Origin of the sequence: Nostoc sp., assembly GCF_036917655.1 — a bacterium.
Classification (GTDB): domain Bacteria; phylum Cyanobacteriota; class Cyanobacteriia; order Cyanobacteriales; family Nostocaceae; genus Nostoc.
In genome coordinates, this window is sequence record NZ_JBALCY010000002.1 from 116,099 (window position 1) to 142,296 (window position 26,198).

The 26,198-nt window shown below is 43.0% G+C and carries 23 protein-coding genes; 8 read left to right on the forward strand and 15 right to left on the reverse strand.

The features are described 5' to 3' along the window. Nucleotides 1–75: 75 nt before the first annotated feature. Entirely contained in the window at nt 76–690 is a 615-nt protein-coding gene (locus tag V7K30_RS01235; protein WP_334996326.1) for a Uma2 family endonuclease, read from the forward strand. Between the two features lie 20 nt (nt 691–710). Here V7K30_RS01235 and V7K30_RS01240 read toward each other — a convergent pair whose 3' ends face one another. From V7K30_RS01240 to chlP, 3 genes are all read right to left on the reverse strand, one after another. Beyond that, entirely contained in the window at nt 711–2,045 is a 1,335-nt protein-coding gene (locus V7K30_RS01240) for a pentapeptide repeat-containing protein (protein ID WP_334996328.1), read from the reverse strand. 345 nt (nt 2,046–2,390) lie between these two features. Then, nucleotides 2,391–3,185 carry a GNAT family N-acetyltransferase gene (locus V7K30_RS01245; RefSeq protein ID WP_334996330.1) on the reverse strand — a complete coding sequence of 265 codons (795 nt, stop codon included), beginning with the start codon at nt 3,183–3,185 and terminating at the stop codon, nt 2,391–2,393. 153 nt (nt 3,186–3,338) lie between these two features. Beyond that, nucleotides 3,339–4,559 carry a geranylgeranyl reductase gene (gene chlP / locus V7K30_RS01250; RefSeq protein WP_334996332.1) on the reverse strand — a complete coding sequence of 407 codons (1,221 nt, stop codon included), beginning with the start codon at nt 4,557–4,559 and terminating at the stop codon, nt 3,339–3,341. 238 nt (nt 4,560–4,797) lie between these two features. On the opposite strand from chlP, the gene yidD reads away from it, so the two are divergent. Continuing rightward, nucleotides 4,798–5,325, forward strand: coding sequence for a membrane protein insertion efficiency factor YidD (gene yidD, locus V7K30_RS01255; protein ID WP_334996438.1), 528 nt, complete (start codon nt 4,798–4,800; stop codon nt 5,323–5,325). Between the two features lie 94 nt (nt 5,326–5,419). Next, nucleotides 5,420–6,436, forward strand: a complete 1,017-nt coding sequence (locus V7K30_RS01260) for a sulfate/molybdate ABC transporter ATP-binding protein (protein WP_334996334.1) — start codon at nt 5,420–5,422, stop codon at nt 6,434–6,436. Between the two features lie 501 nt (nt 6,437–6,937). Here the strand turns inward: V7K30_RS01260 and V7K30_RS01265 are convergent. The 9 genes from V7K30_RS01265 to V7K30_RS01305 all read right to left on the reverse strand — a co-directional run bounded on the left by V7K30_RS01265 (nt 6,938) and on the right by V7K30_RS01305 (nt 15,688). After that, nucleotides 6,938–7,558, reverse strand: coding sequence for a DUF4360 domain-containing protein (locus V7K30_RS01265; protein WP_334996336.1), 621 nt, complete (start codon nt 7,556–7,558; stop codon nt 6,938–6,940). Nucleotides 7,559–7,719: 161 nt separating this feature from the next. Beyond that, a complete protein-coding gene (locus V7K30_RS01270) occupies nt 7,720–8,352 on the reverse strand; it encodes a DUF4360 domain-containing protein (protein ID WP_334996338.1) in 633 nt (210 codons plus the stop codon). Between the two features lie 47 nt (nt 8,353–8,399). Continuing rightward, entirely contained in the window at nt 8,400–9,041 is a 642-nt protein-coding gene (locus V7K30_RS01275; RefSeq protein ID WP_334996340.1) for a DUF4360 domain-containing protein, read from the reverse strand. A 391-nt stretch (nt 9,042–9,432) separates the two neighbouring features. After that, nucleotides 9,433–10,065, reverse strand: a complete 633-nt coding sequence (locus tag V7K30_RS01280) for a DUF4360 domain-containing protein (RefSeq protein WP_334996342.1) — start codon at nt 10,063–10,065, stop codon at nt 9,433–9,435. Between the two features lie 602 nt (nt 10,066–10,667). After that, on the reverse strand, nt 10,668–11,402 hold the full coding sequence (locus V7K30_RS01285; protein WP_334996344.1) for an HAD family hydrolase: 735 nt from the start codon (nt 11,400–11,402) through the stop codon (nt 10,668–10,670). Nucleotides 11,403–11,568: 166 nt separating this feature from the next. Further along, complete coding sequence (locus V7K30_RS01290) at nt 11,569–12,816, reverse strand: 30S ribosomal protein S1 (RefSeq protein WP_334996346.1); 1,248 nt, start codon at nt 12,814–12,816, stop codon at nt 11,569–11,571. 295 nt (nt 12,817–13,111) lie between these two features. Further along, nucleotides 13,112–13,219 carry a photosystem II reaction center protein T gene (locus V7K30_RS01295; RefSeq protein WP_084227385.1) on the reverse strand — a complete coding sequence of 36 codons (108 nt, stop codon included), beginning with the start codon at nt 13,217–13,219 and terminating at the stop codon, nt 13,112–13,114. 154 nt (nt 13,220–13,373) lie between these two features. After that, on the reverse strand, nt 13,374–14,903 hold the full coding sequence (psbB, locus tag V7K30_RS01300) for a photosystem II chlorophyll-binding protein CP47 (RefSeq protein ID WP_334996348.1): 1,530 nt from the start codon (nt 14,901–14,903) through the stop codon (nt 13,374–13,376). A 458-nt stretch (nt 14,904–15,361) separates the two neighbouring features. Further along, the gene (locus tag V7K30_RS01305; RefSeq protein ID WP_334996350.1) at nt 15,362–15,688 is read right to left on the reverse strand and encodes a hypothetical protein; all 327 of its coding nucleotides are present in this window, start codon (nt 15,686–15,688) and stop codon (nt 15,362–15,364) included. Between the two features lie 683 nt (nt 15,689–16,371). Here V7K30_RS01305 and V7K30_RS01310 point away from each other — a divergent pair. Together V7K30_RS01310 and V7K30_RS01315 are read left to right on the forward strand one after the other, a co-directional pair. Continuing rightward, nucleotides 16,372–18,024, forward strand: a complete 1,653-nt coding sequence (locus V7K30_RS01310) for an ABC transporter substrate-binding protein (protein ID WP_334996352.1) — start codon at nt 16,372–16,374, stop codon at nt 18,022–18,024. A gap of 351 nt (nt 18,025–18,375) precedes the next feature. Next, complete coding sequence (locus V7K30_RS01315) at nt 18,376–19,401, forward strand: ABC transporter permease (RefSeq protein ID WP_334996354.1); 1,026 nt, start codon at nt 18,376–18,378, stop codon at nt 19,399–19,401. A gap of 38 nt (nt 19,402–19,439) precedes the next feature. On the opposite strand, the gene V7K30_RS01320 is transcribed toward V7K30_RS01315, so the two are convergent. Together V7K30_RS01320 and V7K30_RS01325 are read right to left on the reverse strand one after the other, a co-directional pair. After that, entirely contained in the window at nt 19,440–20,045 is a 606-nt protein-coding gene (locus V7K30_RS01320) for a hypothetical protein (protein WP_334996356.1), read from the reverse strand. Nucleotides 20,046–20,086: 41 nt separating this feature from the next. Continuing rightward, complete coding sequence (locus tag V7K30_RS01325) at nt 20,087–20,632, reverse strand: hypothetical protein (protein WP_334996358.1); 546 nt, start codon at nt 20,630–20,632, stop codon at nt 20,087–20,089. Nucleotides 20,633–20,822: 190 nt separating this feature from the next. On the opposite strand from V7K30_RS01325, the gene V7K30_RS01330 reads away from it, so the two are divergent. The 3 genes from V7K30_RS01330 to V7K30_RS01340 all read left to right on the forward strand — a co-directional run bounded on the left by V7K30_RS01330 (nt 20,823) and on the right by V7K30_RS01340 (nt 25,003). Then, nucleotides 20,823–21,893, forward strand: coding sequence for an ATP-binding protein (locus V7K30_RS01330; RefSeq protein ID WP_334996360.1), 1,071 nt, complete (start codon nt 20,823–20,825; stop codon nt 21,891–21,893). 136 nt (nt 21,894–22,029) lie between these two features. Continuing rightward, nucleotides 22,030–24,696, forward strand: a complete 2,667-nt coding sequence (locus V7K30_RS01335) for an ATP-binding protein (RefSeq protein ID WP_334996362.1) — start codon at nt 22,030–22,032, stop codon at nt 24,694–24,696. An 85-nt stretch (nt 24,697–24,781) separates the two neighbouring features. Next, on the forward strand, nt 24,782–25,003 hold the full coding sequence (locus tag V7K30_RS01340) for a hypothetical protein (protein WP_334996364.1): 222 nt from the start codon (nt 24,782–24,784) through the stop codon (nt 25,001–25,003). A gap of 4 nt (nt 25,004–25,007) precedes the next feature. Here the strand turns inward: V7K30_RS01340 and V7K30_RS01345 are convergent, their stop codons facing one another. Next, nucleotides 25,008–26,123 (reverse strand): ABC transporter permease, encoded by a 1,116-nt coding sequence (locus tag V7K30_RS01345; protein ID WP_334996366.1) that lies wholly within the window; start codon nt 26,121–26,123, stop codon nt 25,008–25,010. Between the last annotated feature and the right edge of the window lie 75 nt (nt 26,124–26,198).

Consider the following 26,198-nt stretch of genomic DNA (forward strand, 5'->3'; position numbering starts at 1 on the left):
CATAAGTGCGAATTTTGTCAACTAAAAATCAACATTTATTGCATGATAAAGTAAAACATATATGGAGCTAAGATTATGACCCAAGCGTTGCCCAAATTATTAACCTTTAATGAATTTATCGAATGGTATCCCAACGATGGAAAACGCTATGAATTCCACAAAGGAGTAATTATTGAAATGCCGCCTCCAACCGGTTCGCATGAAAAAGTGGTGGGATTTATAGCCCATAAGCTAACTGTCGAGTTTGATCGCCTGAATCTTCCCTACACTATACCCAAAACTGCATTGATCCAAACTCCTTCTGCTGAATCCGCTTATTCGCCTGATGTGTTGCTGCTAAATCTTGATAATCTCGACAATGAACCGCTTTTTCAAAAACAGTCAACAGTAAGCCAAGCAGCATCGGTTCCAATAGTTATTGAAGTTGTTTCAACCAACTGGCGAGATGATTACTACAATAAACTTAGGGATTATGAGGAAATGGGCATTCCCGAATATTGGATTGCTGATTATGCTGCATTGGGTGCAAGAAAGTTCATCGGCAATCCCAAACAACCTACTATTTTTGTATGCGAATTAGTTGATGGTGAATATCAAATGACACCGTTTCAAGATAACACCGCGATTTCATCACCTACCTTTCCCCAATTAAATTTAACTGCACAGCAGATTTTTAATGCCGCTAACTAATTTTTTATCTAGTCTTATAATTATTTTCCCAACTTATTGGGAATACCTTCACAACCACCAGGAATAGTACCTCTAGTTTTTTCGCCACCCCAAGTACAACAGTAGCAACGTGCAGACTCAGACATCCGTTGTACATTGGTGAAATTGGCATTTTCCACCACAGCCCCAGTCTGTTCGCCGGTTTCATAATCTGGTCGTTCAGTGCGACTGCGGGGTGATGCTTTATCCACTACACCGTAAAATAGGCGAATCCCGTTGATGTCAGCACCACTGAGATTCGCATTATATAAAATTGTGCGGGACAGGTTGGCTTTTACTAAGTCACAACCGGCCAGATTAGCGCGGACAAGATTAGCTTCGCTGAGGTCAGTCCAACGCAAATCAGTACCAGAAAGGTCTGCTGCGGCTAGGGTTACGCCTAAATCGATGACACGCACACCTTCCAAGCGGTCTTCTGCATATCCGCCACTTCCGTCGAGAATGGGGCGACCTAATCGTTGATCGCGTTTTAGGGGTGACAGCAACTTAGAACGTGAGAGAAAGCGGAGAATTTTCGCTTTCCCACTACCATCGACACTACTCAAAATTGCCGCCGTGCGTCCTTCAGCGATCGCTCTTTCTTGGGGCCAATCTTCTAATAATCCTTCTTCATCTAATACTAAGTCGGAAACGCCTTGAAAATAGGAATCAATCGTCTGTTGCTGAGTAATAATATTTTGCTGAACTGTTAACAGGTTTTGCTGAATTGTCAAGTCTTTGGAAATGACATATTGTCGCCACGCCACGTAAACGGCGATGACAGCGATGAAAATTTGCCCCAAAGCGCCAAACCAGTCTGCTAGGGTTCCAGCAATATCCCAGTTAATCTGGCGTCCCCAAAGCAGTAAGCGATCGCCTACACCTGTGAACCTGATCAAGCCGATCATGGCTACTATTAGTCCCAAAAAGGCAACAATCAGCGTGCGTTCTTGGGGTGAAAACCACTCGGTTAAAACTTTTTGCAACCAAGGCAATAATATCGCTAAGGATAACACCAAAGTCATCAGTGTTCCGATAATGCCAACGATCCAGTTATTCAGGATAACTCCGAGAAAAGTGATGGCGATCGCTATTAGAGTAATCACCAATGCCCTTGGCTTAACTGTGAATTGGTTGGTAATGGGTTGCTTGAAGTCAGAACGGGCTTGTTTGAGAGCAGTTGTATGTTGCGGAGATTGCAAAGACCCAATGGCTGCTAGTGCTTCTGAGGTTAGGTTTTTCTCAGTTGAATTACCGTCAAAGTCATCTGGTTGCAAGTCGTTTTCGGGGACTGGTTTTGGGGTTGGTAGATTAGAGGAATCGGATTCAATCGTCATATTTTCTATTTTGCCCCTTCAATCCAGGTTATGCAGCGTTCCTAGGGGAGTAAATCGTTAAAAAACAGGCTGAAGATTATCCTGCTTGTCCTTGTGGCAATTACCACTATTGCCCTGACAGTCATGGACATACCTGTTGCTCACCTGACTTTAACAGCCTGGAGCGATCGCTTTATTTTTGAATTTTGAATTGTTATTATGCTTACTCCTTCGAGGTGAATGAGTATTCGTACCAATCGCAAATGGGGCGATACCCAATCGCTTGATAAATATGATTGGCTGTGGGATTGGCTAAATCTGCTATGAGGAAACAATGGCGGCATCCCTGGTCTAGGAGTTTTTGGCTTAACACTGCCAGGACTTACGCAAAAAGGCAGTGAAAGCCCTGATTTCCCGTAGGGGCAATTCATAAATTGCCCCTACAGCGTGTAGTTTTGCGTAAGTCCTAACTGCGACACAAGCAGTAGCATATCCTTTGCGACGATACTCTGGTGGTGTATAAGCTAAATTGATCCGACCAATTGTAGGTAACACTTGTTTACTAGACGCAACTGAAACTGGAGTGCTATTAACCCAAAAATAAGTATTCTGCTGTTTCAAGCGATTATCTACTTGGTGTTCGACATCTTCGCTCACCGCCTCATCTATCTCAGATAAAAATGCAGAAAGCCACTTGATCAAAAGAGAGCGATCGCCTTCAGTTGCTAGTCTTAGATATCCTCTGGCCGTTGAGACTCTTTGCACTGCCGTTAATTGGTAAATTTTCATTACCACCGACCGTTGATAAAATTGTCCTGTCAGCGCTTGCCAAATCTGCGAGAATATTTCTACCTCTTTAGCCAGTCCCATGCTTCCTGGCAGTTGCTCTTGACGCAAATCTTGAGCAATCAACTGCAAAGCATCCATATTCTGGGCTTTGGATAGGATCAATTTTTGGGGTGGGGTGCGGATGGCAACAGCCCCAATCTCGCCACTTGTTTGGACAATTGCTAAATAAGGCTTACTCAGATAACGTTCTGGGTTATGCAACAAGGTATGCAAAATACTGAGCAAAACATTATTTTCTACCTGATGCTGGAGTAAGTAAGCCTGAGTGCAGTGCCAGAATTCCTGAATGTTGTCGAATCGATTTAGTTGCATGATTAGCCTTCCTCACTAACCATTACCATCAAATGATAAAAATATATGTTGTGGGGTGGGCATCTTGCCCGCCCTGATTAATAAGCGTGCAAGATGTCCACCCCACAAAATTAGGTAATTTATTTGTTGAAATTCCCAGTCCTTTGGACTCAGTTAAGGTGCAAGGGCATTACCCCGAATTAGACTACCAATGGTTTTGGCAGTAATTTTAAGTTGGGTGATGGGATTAGCTGGGACAACCGTTTTATACAAATAGCTATCGAATGTTAGCCGTTGTACATCGAGGTCATCGCACATTTCCACAAACGCCTCGCGGGTGGCGTTGGAACGATAGAACACGGTTTGCAGAATGTCCAACACCTTGTAAGTGAGTCCGTATCTTTTATCCCAACGCTTCAGATAAACCTTGAGGTCGCCTTCTGTAGGAATGCGGCTACCACTGTTAGATGTTTCGACAATGGTTTCGGCACACATCCGCCCAGATTTAGCGGCAAAATAAATACCTTCACCAGAGGATTTGGTAACATAACCAGCAGCATCTCCCACCAAAGCTATCCGACCGACAACACGACGGGGACGGGGATGTTCAGGAATGGGGTGGGCTTCGACTTTGATGATTTTACCGCCTGCTAGCTTCTCGGAAGCACGGGCACGAATACCAGCTTGTAACTGTTTGATGCTGGCTTTATTGATGTGCATTGTACCAGTACCGACAGCTACGTGGTCATGTTTGGGGAAAACCCAAGCGTAGAAATCGGTAGAAACGTCATCACCGACATACATTTCGGCGAGGTCGTTGTAGTAGGCCATTTTATCTTCGGGTAAGCGAATTCGCTCTTGGAAAGCGATCGCATAATTGTAATCCCCAGCGTCCATTTCTTTAGCAACGCGAGAATTAGCCCCATCCGCCCCAATAATTAAATCCACCTTCAGGGTTTTGGCAATACCCTGTGATATACCTTCTGTATGGTCAATGTAATGGATGGTATAGGGATCAGTATTGTTTCCTGGTATATCGAGTTTATGAACAGTGGCATTAATTAAATTTGCGCCTACTTTTGCAGCGCGATCGCGCAAAAAGCCATCCAGGACTTCCCGGCGGCACATTCCTATATATTCATCTTCATTTACCAGATTGATATCAACCTCGCGATTGGAAGGCGAAATCATTTTCATCTTCCGTACCCGGCGATCGATAATCTCTGGTGGTAAGTCAAATTCACTCACCATACATAGGGGAATTGCGCCCCCACAAGGCTTTGCATTGTCTAGCTTCCGCTCAAACAGGTAGGTTTCAATCCCAGAGGCTGCCAGCGTTTCTGCGGCAGATGAACCAGCAGGGCCTGACCCAATAACAGCAACCCGTAGTGTCAAAGGTCTTTCTCCCAATCTTCACATTTACCGAGAGCATACTACCACGGTCTTTCTGGTGATTTGGCGCTTTACCTTCAGGTTTCTACTGAAATGCAATATTCCTTAATGTTTCGATACGAATTGGGGATTGGGGAAGGTGGGGCCCCCTCTGGGGATAAGGGGTAATGGGGATTGGGGATTGGAATTGGGAAGAATGAAGGAAGAATATTGCCTAATCCCTAGTCCCCAGTTCCAAAATATGCAGATTTCCTTATTCGATTCTTTTACTAGACAAGTTAGTGCCGCCGCAATTACCGGATATCAAAAGCACATTTCCCCACACAAAGGTTTTGCTTGTGCCCACAGAATACTATATGGCAGCGAATCTTGCTCTCAATACATCAAGCGGGTAATTGCCAAGGAAGGATTAAAAGCAGCTTTTGTCAATTCTCATGAACGATTTCAAGCTTGTAAGCAAGCTAATCAAATTTTGCGTAGACACATAGCGGCTTCCTACGTGTGTACGCAAACCGAGAACTCAGAAGAATCCACAGAGGAGGAAGCAGACACTCAGCAACCAAAACAAGCATCTGGTAAAGTTGCTCAAAAATCCCCATTTATTAGCAACGACAATACTGACTGTTTTGATTGTGCCGATTTGGGCTGCAATTGTGCCAGCATAACTCCTGATTGTGGTTCCCTAGATTGTGGTGCTGCTGATTGCAGTTTTCTAGATTGCAGTGGTGTTGATTGTAGCTTCCTCGATTGCGGCAGTTGCGGTAGCTAAATCTTGTTCATCTATAAATAACGATGTATGGTATATGTAAGACACAGTAATCCTACCAAGGATATGTAGATTTAGTTGCAGAGGTACAGCAGCAGTGGGCATAGTAGTTGAAAATGTCTCTAAACAATTCGGGAGTTTCAAGGCAGTTGATCAAGTCAGCCTGGAAATTAAGAGTGGTTCGCTAGTTGCATTGCTCGGGCCATCGGGATCAGGTAAATCTACGCTACTACGGTTAATTTCAGGTTTAGAAATGCCAGATAGCGGCAAAATCCTGCTTACCGGTAAGGACGCTACATACCAAAGCGTGCAACAGCGTAATATTGGCTTTGTATTTCAGCACTATGCCCTATTCAAGCATCTGACTGTCAGACAGAATATTGCCTTTGGCTTAGAAATTCGTAAGGCACAGCCAAAAAAGATTAAGGGAAGGGTAGAACAGTTACTAGAATTGGTGCAGTTGACTGGATTAGGCGATCGCTATCCATCACAACTTTCTGGTGGTCAAAGACAACGGGTAGCATTAGCAAGGGCACTGGCAGTAGAACCAGAAGTATTACTGCTAGATGAACCTTTCGGCGCACTCGATGCTAAAGTCCGCAAAGACTTACGGGCGTGGTTACGCCGCCTCCATGATGAGGTTCATGTTACCACGGTTTTCGTCACCCACGACCAAGAGGAAGCAATGGAAGTCTCCGATGAAGTTGTGGTCATGAATAAAGGGCGTGTGGAACAGGTGGGGACACCAGCAGAAATTTACGACAATCCTGCCACGGCTTTTGTGATGAGTTTCATCGGCCCAGTGAACATATTGCCCAGCACCTCGAAGATTTTTAAAAGTAGCGGATTTGATGCGCCACACCCCCAAGTATTTTTACGCCCGCAAGATGTGATTTTTGAAAAAGTTGCCAACGGTGCCACTACACCTGCAACAGTGAGCCGATTGGTACATTTGGGTTGGGAAATTCAGGTAGAATTAACTTTCGATGACGGACAAGTGGTGATGGCGCATCTAACACGCGATCGCTTTAATGACTTAGGGTTAGAACCGAAACAGCGCGTGTATGTGAAGCCAAAGGATGCGAAGTCCTTCCCACTGTCATATTCAGTTTAGGGACTACCAAAAAATAAATCATCCAATCTTATTTTGTAGGGTGTGTTAACGAAGTAACGCACCATCTTTCTAATCTATCATGCTGCGTTAGCCAGAGGCATAACACACCCTTCTAGCGTGGCAAGGCTAGAATAGTGCAATAGAAAAATTGGATTATATTTTTAAAGTTGAATTTTCCAGAGATTTTTAATGTAACATTTTAGGCTTGCCACGCCACTACAAGTTGGATATTTTTTTAATTGGAAGTCCCTTAGTTGGCAGTGTAGAAATCTTTATGCTTGCTGCTTTAGCTTGCAGCAGAAAAGTGTTGCCAGAATGTTTGCCGAATCCACCAGCCGGCTGTGTAATCGGAGATACAGATCAGATAGTTGCACAAGGAGGCAAGCACAAGGACAGGATCATACTGAGGCTGGTGCGCGGGCTTTTCATTCATTTCTTTCAAGGATTTATTTAATCCTCTAACATTCGATTTTCTACATCGCACCGCTATATCTGCCCCTACTAACAAGGAGTAAAAGTAAACTTAATTTGATAGCCCTGAGCGATTAGAATTTTGGTTTGCTGCCCCGCAGCTACATCTCTGGCACGCGCTATCAAATTTGTGTTGATGCCGAAAACCGAATTCACTGGGTTAGCACACGCGTCTATTGCATCTGGCGTAATAGCTACATTTTTTTGCCATCCATTTAAAAAGCCAGACGGGAAGTTTGCGTTTGGATCATTACTAGAATTTGGAACATTTTTCCCTTGAAACACTAATGTAACTTTTAGGTCAGCACTGCCCCCCTTAGGCACATTTGCAAAGCCAACATACTTGATGTTAATGGGCTTAACTTTATACCCTTTAGGCACATTAAGCCCAATTCTCAGATTGCAAGATTTTGATACAACCTTAGGAGATAAAGCTACAGCCTGAAATTGAGGTAAAGTTACAAACAGAGTATCTGCTTTCAAATTTGCTTGGGAATTTCCAGACGGGCAGCCATTTCCGAAAAGAGTTACTGCAACTGCTTGAAACTGAAATCCTTGTGTTTGAGCCTGTACCTGAGATAAACCCACAATATTTAAACTCAGTAGCGTCAAACTGGAAATAAGACTAGTTAAAACTTTCATATCTTTCATATCCAATAAGGAGAGTTTGTCAGCTTTGTTGTCAATACTATTTCTTCTAAAGACAGAGACTCAAAGATTTCTTCACAGAGATTGGAAGAAATCTTTCGATAAGTTGCTAAAGCAGCCTTTGTGAAAAATTAAATGCAAAACTTACTATGCATTAAAAAAACCTAACAAGGATTAAAAGCAAACTTGATTTGGAACAGTACAGGACCAAGTGTTGTGTCGATTGTATCAATTCGGATTTGGGTTTCTTGATTTGCAGGTATATCTCTAGCTCTTGCCGTCAGATTTGTATTGATACCAAAAATCGAACTCACTGGGTTCTGACATGCATTTATTGTGCCTAATACAATGCCTACATCTTTGCTCCAAACATCTGAAAAGCCAGGTCCAAACGAAACGTTTGGATCATCGATAGTTGGAACTTCTTGACCTTGAAAGAGTATTCTAACGTTTACGGCAGCACTGCCTGCTTGAGGCACATCTGCAAAGCCAAGATACTTGACGTTAATCGGCTGAACGTTCAATCCAGAAGGTATATCAAGACCGATCCGCAGATTGCAGGATTTTGATACAACTTTAGGGGGTGAAGCTAAAGCTTCAAACGCAGAAAATGATACTGAAAGAGTATCTCCATTTAAAATTCCCTCTGCTGTTCCCGATGGGCAACCATTTCCGAAAAGAGTTACTGGAACCTCTTGAAACTGAAATCCTTGTGTTTGAGCCTGTACCTGAGATAAACCCACAATATTTAAACTCAGTAGCGTCAAACTGGAAATAAGACTAGTTAAAACTTTCATATTCACGACTCCGCGAAAATGCATAATTTACTATGCATTTAAAAAACCTAACAAGGATTAAAATCAAACTTGATTTGGAACAATACAGGACCGATTGTTGTGTCGATTGTATCAATTCTGATTTGGGTTTCCTGATTTGCAGATGTATCTTTAGCTCTTGCCGTTAGAGTTGAATTGATACCAAAAATCGAACTCACAGGCTTCTTACATGCATTTATTGTGCCTAATGTAATACTTACATCTTTGCTGTAAACATCTGAGAAGCCACCCTTAAATGTTGCGTTTGGATTATCGTCAGTTGGAACTTCTCTGCCTTGAAATAATATTTTAACATTCAGGTCAGCACTGCCTCCTTTAGGCACATCTGCAAAGCCAAGATACTTGACGTTAATGGGCTGAACGTTAAATCCAGAAGGTACATTCAGACCGATCCGCAGATTGCAGGATTTTGATACAACCTTAGGAGATGGAGCTAAAGCTTCAAACTCAGAAAATGTTATTGAAAGAGTATCTCCATTCAAAATTCCCTGTGCTGTTCCCGGTGGGCAACCATTTCCGACAAGAGTTACTGGAATTTTTTGAAAATCAAATCCATCTTCTTGTTGTGATTGAGCCTGTACATGAGATAAACCCACAACATTTAAACTCAGTAGCGTCAAACTGGAAATCACACCACTTAAAATTTTCATATTAACGACTCCGCTAAAATGTGTAATCTACTGTGCACATTAGCTGCTACTTAAAATTCCCTAAGATATTTCTACAGAAAGAAATCTTACCCAGCTAGCCTCTTTGGGGTTTGGGGATTTATAGCAGTTCTTAATTGTGTGCAATACGCTCTGGTTAAGGGAGACAGAAATAGGAAAAAACAATAAATTTCTGGCTCGGAAATTATTTCTCAGTCTATTTCACTTATTTGAGAATTGCCATTTGGTTCTCAATACTTTTTCTCAACACACAGAGTAAAAGATTTCTTCAGAGTGATTGGAAGAAATCTTTCGATAATTTGGTAAAGCAGCTTTAGAGGGATCAGATTTTGTGAAAAATTAAATGCAAAACTTAACTATGCATTTAAAAAACCTAACAAGGATTAAAAGCAAACTTGATTTGGAACAATACAGGACCGATTGCTGTGTCGATTGTATCAATTCTGATTTGGGTTTCTTGATTTGCAGGTATACCTCTAGCTCTTGCTGTCAGATTTGAATTGATACCAAAAATCGAACTCACTGGGTTCTTACATGCATTTATTGTGCCTAATGTAATACCTACATCTTTGCTCCAAACATCTGAAAAGCCAGGGTTAAACGTCGCGTTTGGATTATTGATAGTTGGAATTATTTGACCTTGAAAGAGTATTCTAACGTTCAGGTTAGCACTGCCTCCTTGAGGCACATCTGCAAAGCCAATATACTTGACGTTAATCGGCTGAACATTCAATCCAGAAGGTACATTCAGACCGATCCGCAGATTGCAGGATTTTGATACAACCTTAGGAGGTGAAGCTAAAGCTTCAAACTCAGAAAATGTTATTGAAAGAGTATCTCCATTCAAAATTCCCTCTGCTGTTCCCGGTGGGCAACCATTTCCGACAAGAGTTACTGGAACTTTTTGAAACTCAAATCCTTTTGATTGAGCCTGTGCCTGAGATAAACCGACAACATTTAAACTCAGAAGGGTCAAACTGGAAATAAGACCACTTAAAATTTTCATATTAATGACTCCGCAAAAACGTGTAATTTCCTATGCACATTAGCTGCAACTGAAAATTCCCTAAGATACTTCTAAACAAAGAAATTTTCCCCAGCAGGCTCTTTGGGGTTTGGGGATTTATACCAATTCTTAGTTGTGTGCAATACGCTCTGGTTAAGGGAGACAGAAAATAGTAAAAAACAATTGATTTCTGCCCCTTAAATTATTTATCAGCGCATTTCATTTAGACCTCTTGCAAAAGTCAAAAAATCAGGAATGTCATTCTGAACGGAACGCAGTGGAGAGAAGAATCTCACCAGATGTTTCGCTCCGCTCAACATGACAATTTAAGCATTTATGTTAGAGGTCTATTTATTTGAGAATTGCCATAACAAGAAGCTGTATAAAATCATAACTCAAACTGAGAAATTTAGTGAATCTATCCAAAGAGATATGCTGTAGTAATTTTTACAAAAGTTAACTAGTAGCTTACGATTCGCTCATTTTTTCTAAAGTTAAAAGAAGGGTCGGGTATCCCTGTTTTATCCTTTTACCAGAAAATAATTTAACCCCTTTACATACAGCATAAGACTTTTATCAAAAATATTGATTTCAACTATAAATCAATCCTTTAAAATCTGGATTTCATCAAGTTGATTAATCACCACATCCGCACCTCGGACATTATCTGACTTACCCACCCAAGTAATACCAATACAACCTGCGGCTTTAGCATTATGCGCCATTTGCATATCACCAACTGAATCACCCACCATCAATGTAGCACTCGGTTCAACTCCCAAAGCTTGGCAAGCTTGCAAAAATAACAATGGATCTGGTTTACTCGGCCCTTCATCTACTCCCATTTCCAACTGAATATAATCACTTAACTGGTGATTAGCTACAAAATTACGTACTTCTTCAGTTGTCGCAGCTGAGAGGATGCCAAGTTTCAAATTCCCTCCCCTTAGATATTTCAACAAGTCTAAGCTACCCACAAACAGCGGTGAAGGAGTTTGTCCAATGTATTTTTCCGCTTCATCCAAAGCTTGACGGGCTATTTTTAAGCACTCAAACCATCCTTTGCCAGTTTCGGCAATATATGCCGCAGCCGCAACTTCTGTTTCACGGCGGCTTGCTACTGATATTAAACCTGTGGGATCTAGAAGATTGCCATTGATGCCAAATGCCATTAATAGGGGTTCCCCAGTTCCAGGGATTTGAGCATCTATTAACCTTGCTGCCTTTTGTGCGAGCGATCGCAAATACGTTTCTGAATCTTCTAGAGTACCGTTTTTGTCAAATAAAATTGCCTGGATATTATTAAAAGTGATGTTTCTACACTTAATGGTTGCCACAATATTTAACCCCACTTATTTAGTTAGGAGTGAAGAGTTCTGAATTTTTATTATTAACTCTTAACTCCTAACTGTTACCAATTCTCCACATAAAAAAAGAGGGTTTTTCCCTCTTTATATAATGATTTAATACTCTTACTTAAAAACAAGTAAAACTATAAATGTATTATTCTTCAATAGCTGCTGGAATTTCTTCTTCAGTTTCCGCGGCTGCTGGAATCTCTTCTTCAGTTTCCGCAACTACTGGAGTTACTTCCTCAATTTCTGCTGCTGGTGGAGTTACTTCCTCAATTTCTGCTGCTGGTGGAGTTACTTCCTCAAGTTCAGCCGCTGGTGGAATTTCTTCCTCAAGTTCTGCTGCTGGTGGAGTTGCTTCTTCAAGTTCTGCTGCTGGTGGAGTTACTTCCTCAAGTTCTGCTGCTGGTGGAATTTCTTCTTCGAGTTCAGCTGCTGGTGGAATTTCTTCCTCTGCTACGACTTCCACAGGTGCCGCAGGTGCAGCAGTAGCACCTTGTTGCTTGGCTAACAGCTGTTCGCGATACTTAGCAGCCATTTCTTCTGCCTTATCGTAGACCAAATCCCGGTTTTTAATCATGTCACCGGGTTCGGGTTCTAGCTGCTTGGTAGATAGGGAAATCCGACCCCTTTCTGCATCCAAGTCAATGATCATAACTTTCACTTCATCATTGACATTGAACACGCTATGAGGCGTATCAATATGTTCGTGGGAAATCTCTGAAATGTGTAGTAGACCACTGACACCGCCGATGTCGATAAAAGCACCGTAGGGCTTGATACCACGAACAGTACCAATTACTACTTCGCCGACTTCTAGGCGGTTCATCTTGCGCTCAACCAGCGCCCGACGGTGAGATAGAACTAGGCGATTACGTTCTTCGTCCACCTCTAGGAATTTCAATGGTAAATCTTCGCCTACCAATTCTTCTTTAGGTTTGCGGGTACTGATGTGAGAACCTGGGATAAAGCCACGTAATCCCTCAATCCGTACTAATGCTCCGCCGCGATTGGTTGCAAACACGCCAGAACGCACAGTAGCATCTTCTGCTTGCAGCTGTCGCACACGCTCCCAAGCCCGCATATATTCAATACGGCGAATGGAAAGGGTTAATTGTCCATCTTCATTTTCATCGGTAAGGATGAAAAATTCCCGCGTTTCGTTTGACTGTAAGACTTCTTCCGGGCTATCTACCCGGTTAATAGACATTTCTTGTATAGGTATATATGCTGCAGTTTTAGCACCAATGTCAATCAGAGCGCCGCGCGGCTCTATACTGAATACTGTTCCTGGGACAACATCACCAGGGCTAAAATGATAATCGTATTTGTCAAGTAGAGCAGCGAAATCTTCGTGAGTGAATCCAATTTCTGTAGCGGTTAAATTCTGATTGACCATGCTGATTTGTTCCTGGTTCTAGTCTCCGTAAAGGTTGTGCGACAAGCGTGATGTGCCATGCAAACAGTTTTATGGCAGCTTACACTTAAACATCCTTTTTCATCCTAGCGCAGAAAAGCTAGTATTAACACATATCTACTCCCAAGATTGGAAATTATATCACAATATAAAAATGATTAGTCATTTACTTAGTAGTTAAAACCAATAAAGGACAAACATAATAATATCCGTTGCTACCATGCTTAGTAGCAACGGATATTAAGATTAAATCCGCTTAAAAGTCTGGGAATAGGATCTACTTATCTTTTGGTTTCTCAAAGCGAGGGGGTTCGCGAAATGCGATCGCAAAGAAGAGAGTACCTATACACAGAGTAAAAATCAAGATGTACGCAACGCTTTCCATATTAAGATTTCCTGCCTATCCAGCTAGTAATGAGGGATTAGGGATTGGGTACTGGGTATTAGGGATTAGGGATTAGGGATTAGGGATTAGGTACTGGTTACTGGGTATTTGGAAAACTCTTTTCAGTTCCCACCCAGTCCCCAGTCCCCGTCCCTTAAAGGGCTTCCTTCCGGCGGGTTGACTTGTCACCCACTTTCTGGAACAGACCCCACTCAACTTGCTCTTCTAGATCCGCATCAACACCAGCAAACACGTCTCGGTAGATTGTCCGAGCGCCATGCCAGAGATGACCAAAGAAGAACAGCAGAGCAAATACAGCGTGTCCAAAGGTAAACCAACCTCTAGGACTGGTGCGGAATACACCATCAGAGTTCAAGGTTTCCCGGTCAAATTCAAAGATTTCACCGCCTTGAGCCTTACGGGCATACTTCTTCACATCAGCTGGTTCTGTAAAGGTTTTACCATTCAAATCGCCACCATAGAAGCTGACGGTGACACCAGATTGCTCAAAGCTATACTTAGATTCTGCCCGACGGAAGGGAATGTCAGCGCGGACAATTCCATCTGCATCAGTCAAAATCACTGGGAAGGTTTCAAAGAAGTTGGGGAGACGACGCACGGTCAATTCCCGTCCTTCAGAATCTTTGAATACGGCATGACCTTGCCAAGACTGGGCAATACCATCACCCTTGACCATAGGCCCTGTACGGAATAGACCGCCTTTAGCGGGGCTATTACCGACGTAATCATAGAAAGCCAGTTTTTCAGGAATCTGCGACCAAGCTTGGTCAAGGGTTGCACCTTGGGCAACGCTTGTTTGGACACGGCGCTGGATTTCTTGACGGAAGTAGCTCTGATCCCATTGATAGCGGGTAGGGCCAAACAATTCGATGGGTGTGGCGGCGTTACCGTACCACATAGTACCAGCAACAACAAAAGCAGCAAAGAAGACTGCTGCAATACTGCTAGAAAGTACTGTTTCAATGTTCCCCATCCGTAGGGCTTTGTAGAGCCGTTCGGGGGGTCTGACTGTGAGGTGGAATAAGCCTGCAATAATACCAACAACACCAGCGGCAATGTGGTGAGCCACAATGCCACCAGGATTATATGGGTTAAAACCATCTGGGCCCCATTCCGGTGCTACTGCCTGCGCGGCACCAGTTATACCATAGGGATCAGTAACCCACATCCCTGGGCCAAATAGTCCGGTGAGGTGAAAAGCACCAAACCCAAAACAAAGTAGACCAGATAAGAACAGGTGAATGCCAAACATTTTTGGCAAGTCTAGGGCAGGTTCACCAGTGCGGGGATCTCTAAAAAGTTCCAAATCCCAGTAAACCCAGTGCCAAACGGCGGCTAGGAACAAAAGGCCGGAAAGAACAATGTGAGCCGCAGCAACCCCTTCAAATGACCAGAAGCCAGGATCGCTTGCTGGAGCAGTGCTAACGCTCCAACCACCCCAAGATTGGGTGACGCCCAAACGTGACATGAAGGGCAGGACGAACATCCCTTGACGCCACATCGGATTGAGAACCGGATCACTAGGGTCAAAAACAGCCAGTTCGTAGAGTGCCATCGAACCAGCCCAGCCTGCTACTAAGGCTGTGTGCATCAGGTGTACAGAAATTAGTCGCCCTGGATCATTCAGAACGACTGTATGTACTCGGTACCAGGGTAGTCCCATCGACTACGCTCCTCCTCGATGAGTTAGTTTACAAAGCAATTTTCTTACTGAGGTTCTGAGAGACGAAAGTCGCCACTCAGAAAACTCTCTCTTGTTTTTTGTTATTGCCAGAGCCAGAGTCTTACCACAGCTTACTCTTAGAAGTCAGACAGCGTAGGTACTTTGGCAATGCTTACTCGCTTCGGGAGGTTTACCTTGTAGGGTAGCCATCGCCAAGCAAAAATGAGAATGTTTTAAAAAGTGTAACTATTGATGGAATTGTTTGCAAGCGTGTAAATTGATGCGATCGCGTAGCATGTCCAAGTTTTTTCGCTACCAATACCCCTGACAGATTAAATTTGCTTATTTTTTCTTTACGAGGAGGGTGGGGATTGGGGACTGGGGATTGGGGATTGGGGACTGGGGAGTAGAAAAGAATAACTCATGCCCAATGCCCACAATGCCCAATGCCCCACTATCTACTGAACCACCAACTGGATATTTTGCAGTTGACACTTCGCCTCAGCTGTACCCAGGCGTTCGATTACCTGTTCGGCGCTCATCAGACGCTTGAGTACTACTTGACCTATAGTCTTACTGGCAATTACTGGTGTTGTTGGCTTCACTTCCACGGTTAAAACGGCTTCTTCAACTCGATAAAGCCATAGCAATTCGTTTTGTTCGACTAAACAAATATTCATTCGCTGAATATCTGGTTGGCGTCGCCATGCGGTTATTTGCCAGAGTCCATCAGATGCCCAGACTCTAGCAACTGCCCATCCCTCAGATAGAAAGAAATACTTCACGGTCTTAGTCTCACTATTAGACTTTCAATCTGCTGTTTACGATATCGCGATCGCTTGATTTCGCTGATGTCCAAACACTCTTCTTTTTGACAATACAGCCGATCTTGACGATAAACCGCTCCATCGACGTTTGTGCCCAAGCAGCAACAGCCAAAGTCTTTATGTACACTACTTGGACTAAGGTCAAAGTTTAACAGACCTATTTTCCTAGTAACTATGAATTTACGACAAATTTAGCCAATGTTTAAAATCTTAATTAAATAAAAATTTTTCAGTGCTTAACAAATGTTAATTTCTGTATTTTTGTCAAGGATTTTTTGTAACAAAATAGTGCCGCAGCTACGCCCGCCGTAGACATCGCACAATAGCAATAAACTTAACTATGAAGTTGAGCATCCGCCACAAATTTTTGATTTAGACGGCTACAGAGTCATAATGTAGAACAAGTTTTCTCTCATTTATCTATACAAATTATGTTTTTTTATACGTATATACTTAGCCGTATGCATTGCCAACCAAAGCGTGTGTTCCATCCATAGACTTGTAGTGGCTACTCTACGAGTTCTCCAATACGAGTACCCGCAGGGTACGAGAACCGAGAACCACTATATTTATGAAGATTCAGCACAAGAGTCATAAATGTAGTAAAATTGCTGACCGCTGATATCAAAAATATTATTGCCATGACCTGGTTTTCCTTTTCCGTGAAACGGTGGGGTCGGATTACACAATTCCTATCTTTGTTCTGTCTATGTTTATTTTTAGTTGTTAGTTGCGCTCCTCGTCCACAGTCAACTACGCCACCATCCGGTTCTGTAAATACCCCTACAGGTGATGGGCGGATTACTATAGGTACAACAGCAAAGCCAAGAACCCTTGATCCGGCTGATGCTTATGAGTTAGCATCCTTGGTTTTGGTGTTTAATATGAGCGATCGCCTCTACAACTACGAACCAGGAAGCACCGAAATTAAGCCCCAGCTAGCTACAGCATTACCCAAAGTAAGTCAAGATGGCTTAACTTATACCATCCCCTTGCGTCAGGGAGTAGTTTTTCACGATGAGACTCCCTTCAACGCCCAAGCAATGACCTTTACCATCCAGCGTTTTATTGAAAATAAAGGAAAACCCTCATTCTTACTAGCCGATATAGTAGATTCGATAAAACCGACAAGCGAGTATGAGTTGACCATCAAGCTGAAAAAGCCCTTTGCAGCGTTTCCCTCATTGCTGGCGTTTCCTGGGATGTGTGCAGTTTCACCCAAAGCTTACGAACTCGGTGCTGGTAAATTCAAGCCGAATGTTTTTGTGGGGACTGGCCCTTATAAATTAGGACAGTATGGTACTGATTCCATCCGACTTGATGTGTTTGATAAGTATTGGGGAGAAAAACCAGCTAACAAAGGTGTTAACCTCCAAATTCAAACTAGTCCGGTTAATTTATTTAATGCTTTCCGTACAGGTGCGGTGGATATAGCTTATCAGTCGTTACAGCCAGATCAAAATCGGAGCTTGGAAGAAGGTGGTAAAAAAGGGGATTGGCAAGCGATCGCAGCTAACGGTAGTGTAGTGAGTTATCTGGTATTAAACCGGAATCAAAAGCCTTTAGATAAATTAGAGGTAAGACAAGCGATCGCATCCATAATTGACCGTCCACTTTTAAACGAGCGAGTGTTACTTGGTCAAGCAGATCCGCTTTATAGCATGATTCCCACCACCTTTAAAGTTTCTGTGCCATTATTCAAAGATAAATATGGCGATGCTAACTTTGATCAAGCTAAAAAATTGTTAACTACTGCTGGTTTCTCCAAAGAAAATCCTGCAAAGATACAAGTTTGGTATCCTTCTAGTTCACCTACTCGGAGTTTGGCAGCACAGACACTCAAATCCCTTGTCGATGTCAAAATGGATGGAATACTCCAATTTGAAGTCACCCAAGCCGAAGGGCCAGCCTTCTTTAAAGACATTGCTAAGGGTTTGTATCCAGCAGCTTTACTTGATTGGTATCCAGACTTTTTAGATCCAGATAATTACGTCCAGCCGTTTTTATCTTGTGACAAAGGTTCAGTTGCTAAAGGATGCGAAGATGGAGGCAGTCAAATTCAGGGTTCGTTCTACTATAGCGAAGCCATAAATAAACTGATTGATCAGGAACGCAAAGAACAAAACCCCGAAGCGCGTCAGAAGATTTTTACAGAAATTCAAACGCAAGTAACTACTGATGTACCTTACGTTCCCTTATGGCAAAATAAAGACTATGTATTTGCCCAAAAAGGTGTTAGTAGCGTACAACTTAACCCTACGCAAATTCTGATTTACCAGACAATTAAAAAGTAGTCATTAGTCATTAGACATTAGTACAGAACACCACAAAAAGAGTATGGAATTTAATCATTCGTAGGTTGGGTAGAACGAAGTGAAACCCAACATCAAGTCTGAATATTTCCTAACCCCTTTGACGGTGACGTGTACTTAGTCATTGGTCAGTAGTCATTATAGCGGTTTGCAGTTAAGTCCAATACAGACCTAACCCCCAACCCCTACCCTACTAGTGTTGACGAGTAATAATCAAAGCCTCTCTCCTTGCAGGAGAGAGGTTTGGAGAGAGGTCAAAATTCTACTGCACTCAAGCGAGAACCGCTATATTCATTGGTCATTTGCAAATAACAAATAACAAATAACTAAAATATGTCTCGCTCTAAAGCTTTACAATATTACATTGTTTCTCGGTTGCTTCTTGCACCACTTCAGCTATTAACCATCATCACCATTGTATTTCTCTTACTAAGAGCAACACCTGGAGATCCAGCAGATGCAATTCTCGGCGGACGTGCGCCAGAAGCTGCTAAAGAAGAATTGCGAAAACAACTAGGTTTAAATCTTCCTTTGTGGCTACAGTACTTAAATTATTTGGGAAGTATACTGCGCTTTGACTTAGGAACGTCTTTAATGAGTCGCGGACAGAATGTTGGAGACATAATTGGGCAATATTTCCCGGCGACGGTGGAGTTAGCAGTATGTAGTATGGCCGTTGCACTCATCGTTGGAATTGCGGTTGGGACTCTTTCGGCTTCCCGTCCTGGAACATATTTTGATGTCGGTGGGCGCTTATTTGGGATCATCACCTACGCACTCCCCATGTTTTGGGCGGGAATGCTTTTGCAGTTGATTTTCTCAGTCCAATTGGGTTGGTTTCCCAATTCCAACCGCTTTCCGCCCAATCTTCCGGCTCCTACGACTGTAACAGGATTGTATACAATTGATAGCTTACTCGGTGGAAACTTCACCCAGTTTTTCACATCTTTGCACCATCTTGCGCTACCGAGTCTCACGCTAGGAATTTTGCTTAGTGGAATTTTTGAGCGAATTGTGCGAGTGAATTTAAAGCAAACCTTGCAAGCAGATTATGTAGAAGCTGCTAGAGCCAGAGGTATTGGTGAAAATAATATTTTAGTCTCCCATGCCTTAAAAAATGCGCTAATCCCAGTAATTACAGTCTTAGGATTAACCTTTGCGTCTCTGTTAGGTGGGGCGATTTTGACAGAAGTGACATTTTCTTGGCCTGGATTAGCCAATCGACTGTATCAAGCGATCGCCGATCGCGATTATCCCACAGTCCAGGGAGTGCTGGTATTTTTTGGTGCGATCGTTGTCAGCGCCAGCATTTTGATTGATATTTTAAATGCTTATGTAGATCCGCGAATTCGGTATTAAGTAGAGAATTGTGAATTCTGATTCCTTCTCATATTTTGTTAATGTTCTTGAGAAATACCACTGGCTAAAATACCAAGAATTTTATTCACATCTTTGAGATAATATTCGCTTAAATCAATGCTTAATGTTTGTTCTTCTAGCTTGAGGAATTGCCAAATGCTGCCAGTTGTCACTACGCCGTAAATTGTTTTAATCTCAGTTGCAGATTGCTCATTAAAAATTTGGGCTGCTACCATTTCAGCCGCACACTGACCCAAACCCGCATTAATATTTTCCTTTTTAGCTTCTACAACTGTAATTACTGGTGCTGTCAAAATTAGAATTTCTGGAGATTTAGTAATAATAAAATCGCAAGTGCCGTTTAATCCTTTGCTATTATCGACTGTGAAATCTACTCCAGAAAATAAACCGATTTGTTCGCGTAATTGTCGGCGTAAATCAACTAAAATTGGAGCAATAATTAACTCAGAACGAGCTTTTTCACTATTACTAGCTAAAGCGATCTCCAGATTATAATTGAGTGTTTCTGCAAGTAAATTACTCGCTGTTAATTCCGGAAAAGCAGCGAAAATATCGCGTTTTTCTAATGTGGTTAAATTAAACTCTTGTTTTGCTTTAGCTAAACTAAACTCGCTGTAAGCCATAAAACTATTACTCACTTTTGCTTTTAAACAGAAGACTGAAATTACCGTCCAACATCCAAGTTAAAGTAGAAACTACTCTCAACAATTCTGTTGCTGCCAACATATTTGATAATAGGTATGCTAACTCGGTGCTGTCCTGGTTTAAGCTTCCAAGTTTGTTGAAAATTACCAATATTATGACAAGCAGCATTAATCGGGAAGTTACTAGGAGTGAAAAGTCCATTTTTATAACTCTCAACTCCATTTGGAAACAGATAAACTTTTACTTCTACTCGATTGACTGGAGCTTTAGATGGTATGCAATAGGTTAGGTTTGATAATCTTAGAGTATCTCCAGCTTTTAGAGGTATGCGATCGCGATTTTTTAGTTGCTGAGGTTCGTTGCTATTAAACTGCACTGTAAGATTATCAACGCATACTTTAGCCACAGTAACTTTATCACACGTTGTAGAAGTGGTGGTGACAGAGGGCTTTGACTCTAGAGAAGATTTGTTGCCAAGCCCCATTATGACAGGCACTCCGGCAGCTACTATGGTGGCGGTGGCAGCGATAAGAGCAAGTGCAAGCTGTTGTCTAAAAGTTGTCATTTCTCAAACTCCTCAACTTTTGTTCTGTAACACCATCATCACTTGAGACACAGACTCTATAGGTAGGCGTTAGTAGGAAGTTTGAGTGATTAAATTGTTGTAAGGGAAAGTAGGCAAATGTAGGTTTGTAAGGTAAAGTATTACACTAAGGGCTGATTTTTACTTTGCTCTGCCAATTCAATTACGCCTAATGGACTCAAAACAAGCGTTAGCATTCATTAATGTGCTGTTTGCTAAAAAGACTAATCAAGTCTTAAATGAATTGGAAGAAAAGCTTTTTTTAGGAATCTGGGAAGGTCAGATTTATTCAGATATTGCTACTCAGACTTTTCTCTCTGAGCAATATTTGAGAGAAGCAGGTGCAAATTTATGCAAAAAGATCACACAAGATTTAGGGATAAAAGTTAATAAGAAAAATTTTAAAAATCAAATTAAATATCATTATCAACAGCATTCAGGAAAAGCTTTACCTTCCCAAGAGCCGCTTGTAGAACCAACTAATACATCACGAGGAGATGAATCACAGCTAGATAATCTATTACAGCCAAATCATAATCCCTTCATTCCCTTTAATGGGAGAGTAGAAGAAAAGTATTTATTCTTTGACCGAGAGCGCGAAATCCGGCGAGTATTTGAGGTGTTGAATAGCGGTAGTAGTGTTGTTTTAATTGGGGAAGAGGGAATCGGCAAATCTTCGCTGCTATGGATGATTAACCAACAGGCGAAAAAATTTCTCACAAGTGAACGTCAGTCAGTTTTCTTAGACCTGAATTTACTTCATAATGAAAGTCAATTTTATAGTGATTTGTGCCACGAGATTGGTATACCCGAAAGTAAAGACTATCAGTTAACCCGCAATTTGCGAAATCATAAAATACTACTGGCTCTAGACAATGTAGGAAAACTTACAAGCGAAGGTTTTACTCGCAATATAAGGGATTATTTGCGCGGTTTAGCTGAAGGAAGTAATGCTCCGTTGAAGCTGATTTTAGCTGCCACCGAACCTCTGAACAACCTTTTTAACGATAGTCAGGAGCAAGGTAATACTTCTCCGTTGGCAGGTATTTGCCAAGAAGAACAGATTCATCCTTGGGATGAAGCTACCATACGTGCTTTTATTACCAACCGTTTAGCTAGAACTTCTGTGAGTTTTACTGAAGAAGAAATTATCAAACTAATCCACGAAAGTGGTGGACATCCTCGTAAACTGATGCAACTGTGTTATCGAACTTATTCGCAGTATTTGGAGAGTTTGCAATGAATGACATCACTTTGACCTCTCCCCCAACCCCTCCCCTACGAGGGGAGGGGAGCAAGATTACTCCTACTCCCCCTTCCCTCATAGGGAAGGGGGCTGGGGGGTTAGGTTCTTCACGGGTAAAGATGGAGGTTGAATAATGACCCTTGTACCCCGCCTAGACTTAGCGCCCAAGTTGAGGCGTCCCCTATCTCTGTGGAATCCCTTGGATTATCTGCGCCTTTTGTACTGGGTGTTTTTCTTTCCCCAAGCTTTGCGGTGGTATGTGGATATATTCGGGGGTGGGTATATTCCTGAAGGGGAAATGAATTGGCGGAAGGGATGGAAGTTATTGCGTCAAAATGCTATCCAACGCCAGTTACTTTTTCAAGGATTAGTTTTAACAATAGTTACACCTCTAGCTGTAAGTCTAATTTTTCAGGCAGTAAACATTCCCGTTGACTGGTTTAGCGTGGCGGGAGGCGTGGTGGTAGGCGTGGTGGGAAGCGTGGCATTCGGCGTGGTAGGAGGCGTAGCGGTAGGCGTGGCGGGAGGCGTAGCGATAGGCGTGGTGGTAGGCGTGGCGGGAAGCGTGGCGGTAGGCGTGGCGGGAAGCGTGGCATTCGGCGTGGCGGTAAGTGTGGCAGGAGGCATGGCGGTAGGCATGGCGGTAGGTGTGGCAGGAGGCGTGGCAGGAGGCGTGGCGTTCGGTGTGGCGTTCGGTGTGGCGTTCGGTGTGGCGTTCGGTGTGGTGTTCGGTGTGGCGTTCGGTGTGGTGTTCGGCGTGGCGTTCGGTGTGGTGTTCGACGTAGCGGTAAGCGTGGTCGTACTGCGTCCAGAAACCTGGCTTATTGGCTCACCTTTAAACTTGCGAACAATTCAAAACAGTAGTTGGCTAATTCCCCGCATCACTCCGCTTCCTCTTCCTAATCTTGTCTGGCGCTTGCAAAATTGGTTGCAAAATGATTGGGAAACAGGTTTACATAATACTAATGAACTGCTGGCATATACCCTACAATTCATTCCCGTTCTCCAAGCAGTCAATAGAGTACTTGCCAAAATCCCCTCAGAGCAACTTATTTGGAATGTCTCTCGACTGGCGGCAAATCCTTTTGATTGGAATATAGTACGTTTTGCTTCAGCTTCTCTAAATGAAACCCTAAAGTCAAGGTTTGTTAGAGGTTTCTTTTCCATTTACTTTCTCTTCCCTAGTTCTTGGCAAGAAAGTTTACAAGCTCGTTTTAACACAGACACTCGCTTAGATACTCCTGCCCGTGCTGCTGCTGCTGGCTTCTGGCATCTGCATAAATATGAGCCAGCGAAAGCAATAGAGGCTTTTGCGGTAGTGCGTTCTCTACTTTACGGTGAGGAAATGTACACCCTTGCCCAAACTTTAGCCGCGTTTCAGGAAGCTCAAGAACCAGCCTTTATTGCTACTATCCAAGTTATTCCTTTTCCACAGGAACCTCTTTTACGTCCAGTTACCTGGAAAGTTCTTGCTAGTCTGCGTCGAGTTGTTGAAGATGTCCAGTTTGTTAACCGCAGCGTCTCACGTTCAGCTAGGTCTTTAGCTCTCAACCGAGCATTAGGCGAACTGACAAAGATCCTAAATCAAGCCGACACCTTGCCGCAAGCAGAGCAAGGGTTAATCATAGATATCGCTGAAACTTGGAAAGAAAGCCTTTTACAAATCACTGGTGAAGTAGGGGAAATTTCCATTACCAAGCGCGTGATTAATCCTTATGTTGTAGGCGACCCCGTTCAAGGTCATCTCTTTGTTGGGCGAGAAGATATCATCAGACAGTTAGAAGAACTCTGGGTGATGGGTAATCAACTCCAGTCTGTAGTTCTCTACGGTCACAGGCGCATGGGCAAAACTTCCATTCTGGTTAATGCTGCTAACTGTCTAGGCTCAAAAATACAACTAGCCTATGTCAACTTGCTACGTTTGGGAGATACCGCCCAAGGTGTAGGTGAGGTGCTGATGGCAATTTGTGATGAAATTTCTCGAACTGTCGAACTTCCATCCCCAACCGATGCTGATTTACTTAATCTCCCCTACCGGACTTTTGAACGTTATTTAAAACAGGTGGAAGTAACGCTAGAGGGCGGGTTAATCATCGCCTTAGACGAATTCGAGAAAATTGAAGATTTAATAGAAGCGAACAAAATTCCTATCGACTTTATGGGTTTTCTGCGGGGTTTGGTGCAAATGAGTTCTAAAATCGCCTTTGCCTTTGCTGGTTTACATACTTTAGAGGAGATGACAGCAGATTACTTCCAACCTTTCTTTGCCAGCGTCATTCCTATTCATGTAGGCTTTCAGGAACGTGCAGCTACCCGCCAAATTCTCGCTAACCCAGTTAATGAAGACTTCCCCCTCGACTACATCCCGGAAGCTTTAGATGAAATTTATGTTTTGACACATGGTCAACCATATTTAGTGCAACTGCTGGGTTTTCAGCTAGTGCGCGGCTACAATGATTTTGTTTTTGAGCAAGGACGATCGCGTGAGCCAGTTTTCACTGTAGAAGATGTGGAAGCAGTTATCAATGACCCTGAGTTTTTCAAACGGGGACGCTATTACTTTGATGGGGTTTGGGGTCAGGCGGCGCGGAGTGCTGAGGGTCAACAGGTAATTCTACAAGTCCTTGCATCTCACCTAGAGGGGTTAAGTCTGGATGTCTTGGCTCAGTCTACAGGTATGAACGACGCCAATTTACAGGAAGCGCTGAATACTCTGAAGCGTCATGATGTCGTTGAGGAAACTCAGGGAAGCTGGCGGATTATGGTGGAACTGTTTCGCCGTTGGGTTTTGCAACAGTAGGCGAATAGAATTCGCCGCTACACAGGCAAAGTCCGCCTTCACGGACTAATTTCGGCGATCGCATTTGCTACTTCGGCGATCGCATTTGCTACTTCGGCGACAGCATTTGCTACTTCGGCGATCGCATTTGCTATATCAGCGATCGCATTTGCTACTTCAGCGATCGCATTTGCTATATCAGCGATCGCATTTGCTACTTCGGCGATCGCATTTGTTATTTCGGCGATCGCATTTGCTACTTCGGCGACAGCATTTGCTATATCAGCGACAGCATTTGCTATATCAGCGATCGCATTTGCTATTCTAAGAGCTTATCTTCTTAAACTACGGGGGTCGAGGGCATCTCTCAATCCATCACCGAGTAAGTTGAATGCCAACACTGTGAGGATAATCAGCACAGCCGGCGGCCAGATTAACCAAGGTTGCAGTACCAAAATTGAAGCATTGCTAGCCAGAGAAAGCATATTGCCCCAAGAGGGGTCTGGTTGTTGAATTCCCAAGCCGATGAGACTCAGTATCGCCTCTGCACCAATAAAGCTGGGAATTGCAAGAGTAGCAGAAATAACTATATAACTAGCCGTTTGCGGCAGAACGTGGCGGAGGATAATATAAAGTGGGTTCCCGCCCATTGCGCGTGCCGCTTGGACAAATTCTCGCTCTTTAATTGATAGTACCTGTCCCCGAATCACCCGTGCTAAACCAGCCCAGCTAATAACCGAAGTAATCACCACAATTAGCAAAAAGCGCTGGGTACTGCTTAAACCAGCTGGTAACACTGCTCCCAAAGTCACCAAAAGATAAATACTAGGGAAAGTCATTAGCACTTCTGCCAAGCGCATAATGACGCTATCAGTCACACCGCCCAAATAGCCAGAAATTCCCCCGATGAGCAAACCGAGGGGATAGGTAATGATAATGCCAAAAATCCCGATAAACATACTGATGCGACCGCCATGCAGCAGGCGACTAAGTTGGTCGCGGCCCTGGTCATCAGTGCCCAAGATATTGAATTTGGCCGCACTTGTTGTGCCAAATAAATGCCAATTTAAGGGAATACCAGGAAAGATTGTCACTTCATCCCACTTTGGGGGTAATGGCAAACTCATCTGCAACAATCGGTATTCTGGCCCGGAGACAAATAGACGCAGGGGTGAGGGCTTTGTCAAGTCTACAATAAGTTTGCGATCGCCTGTTTCTAAATTCGTGTCTCCCTGAGTCGTCGGATAAACATGGGGCCCGATAAACTGCCCTGACTGAGAAACCCAGTCGATCTTAGTTGGTGGCAGTAGTGAACCATTGGCCTGTGAAGCATAGGGGTCATAAGGAGCCACGAAATCAGCTGCAATTACTGCTATGTAGAAAACTAACAGCAAAATTGCCCCAAATCGTGCCAAAGGATTTTTCTTCAGTCGTTGCCACCAATCCATACTAGTTAGGAGTTATAAGTTATAAGTTATGAGTTATTAAACTTTTATCTTAATTTATAACTCATGATTAATAGT

Bases quoted from the DNA above. Each gene is read 5' to 3' on its own strand.
- V7K30_RS01235 (WP_334996326.1), top strand. From the start codon at position 76: ATGACCCAAGCGTTGCCCAAATTATTAACCTTTAATGAATTTATCGAA.
- V7K30_RS01240 (WP_334996328.1), bottom strand. From the start codon at position 2,045: ATGACGATTGAATCCGATTCCTCTAATCTACCAACCCCAAAACCAGTC.
- V7K30_RS01245 (WP_334996330.1), bottom strand. From the start codon at position 3,185: ATGCAACTAAATCGATTCGACAACATTCAGGAATTCTGGCACTGCACT.
- yidD (WP_334996438.1), top strand. From the start codon at position 4,798: ATGCAGATTTCCTTATTCGATTCTTTTACTAGACAAGTTAGTGCCGCC.
- V7K30_RS01265 (WP_334996336.1), bottom strand. From the start codon at position 7,558: ATGAAAGATATGAAAGTTTTAACTAGTCTTATTTCCAGTTTGACGCTA.
- V7K30_RS01270 (WP_334996338.1), bottom strand. From the start codon at position 8,352: ATGAAAGTTTTAACTAGTCTTATTTCCAGTTTGACGCTACTGAGTTTA.
- V7K30_RS01275 (WP_334996340.1), bottom strand. From the start codon at position 9,041: ATGAAAATTTTAAGTGGTGTGATTTCCAGTTTGACGCTACTGAGTTTA.
- V7K30_RS01280 (WP_334996342.1), bottom strand. From the start codon at position 10,065: ATGAAAATTTTAAGTGGTCTTATTTCCAGTTTGACCCTTCTGAGTTTA.
- V7K30_RS01290 (WP_334996346.1), bottom strand. From the start codon at position 12,816: ATGGTCAATCAGAATTTAACCGCTACAGAAATTGGATTCACTCACGAA.
- V7K30_RS01295 (WP_084227385.1), bottom strand. From the start codon at position 13,219: ATGGAAAGCGTTGCGTACATCTTGATTTTTACTCTGTGTATAGGTACT.
- psbB (WP_334996348.1), bottom strand. From the start codon at position 14,903: ATGGGACTACCCTGGTACCGAGTACATACAGTCGTTCTGAATGATCCA.
- V7K30_RS01310 (WP_334996352.1), top strand. From the start codon at position 16,372: ATGACCTGGTTTTCCTTTTCCGTGAAACGGTGGGGTCGGATTACACAA.
- V7K30_RS01315 (WP_334996354.1), top strand. From the start codon at position 18,376: ATGTCTCGCTCTAAAGCTTTACAATATTACATTGTTTCTCGGTTGCTT.
- V7K30_RS01320 (WP_334996356.1), bottom strand. From the start codon at position 20,045: ATGGCTTACAGCGAGTTTAGTTTAGCTAAAGCAAAACAAGAGTTTAAT.
- V7K30_RS01325 (WP_334996358.1), bottom strand. From the start codon at position 20,632: ATGACAACTTTTAGACAACAGCTTGCACTTGCTCTTATCGCTGCCACC.
- V7K30_RS01330 (WP_334996360.1), top strand. From the start codon at position 20,823: ATGGACTCAAAACAAGCGTTAGCATTCATTAATGTGCTGTTTGCTAAA.
- V7K30_RS01335 (WP_334996362.1), top strand. From the start codon at position 22,030: ATGACCCTTGTACCCCGCCTAGACTTAGCGCCCAAGTTGAGGCGTCCC.
- V7K30_RS01345 (WP_334996366.1), bottom strand. From the start codon at position 26,123: ATGGATTGGTGGCAACGACTGAAGAAAAATCCTTTGGCACGATTTGGG.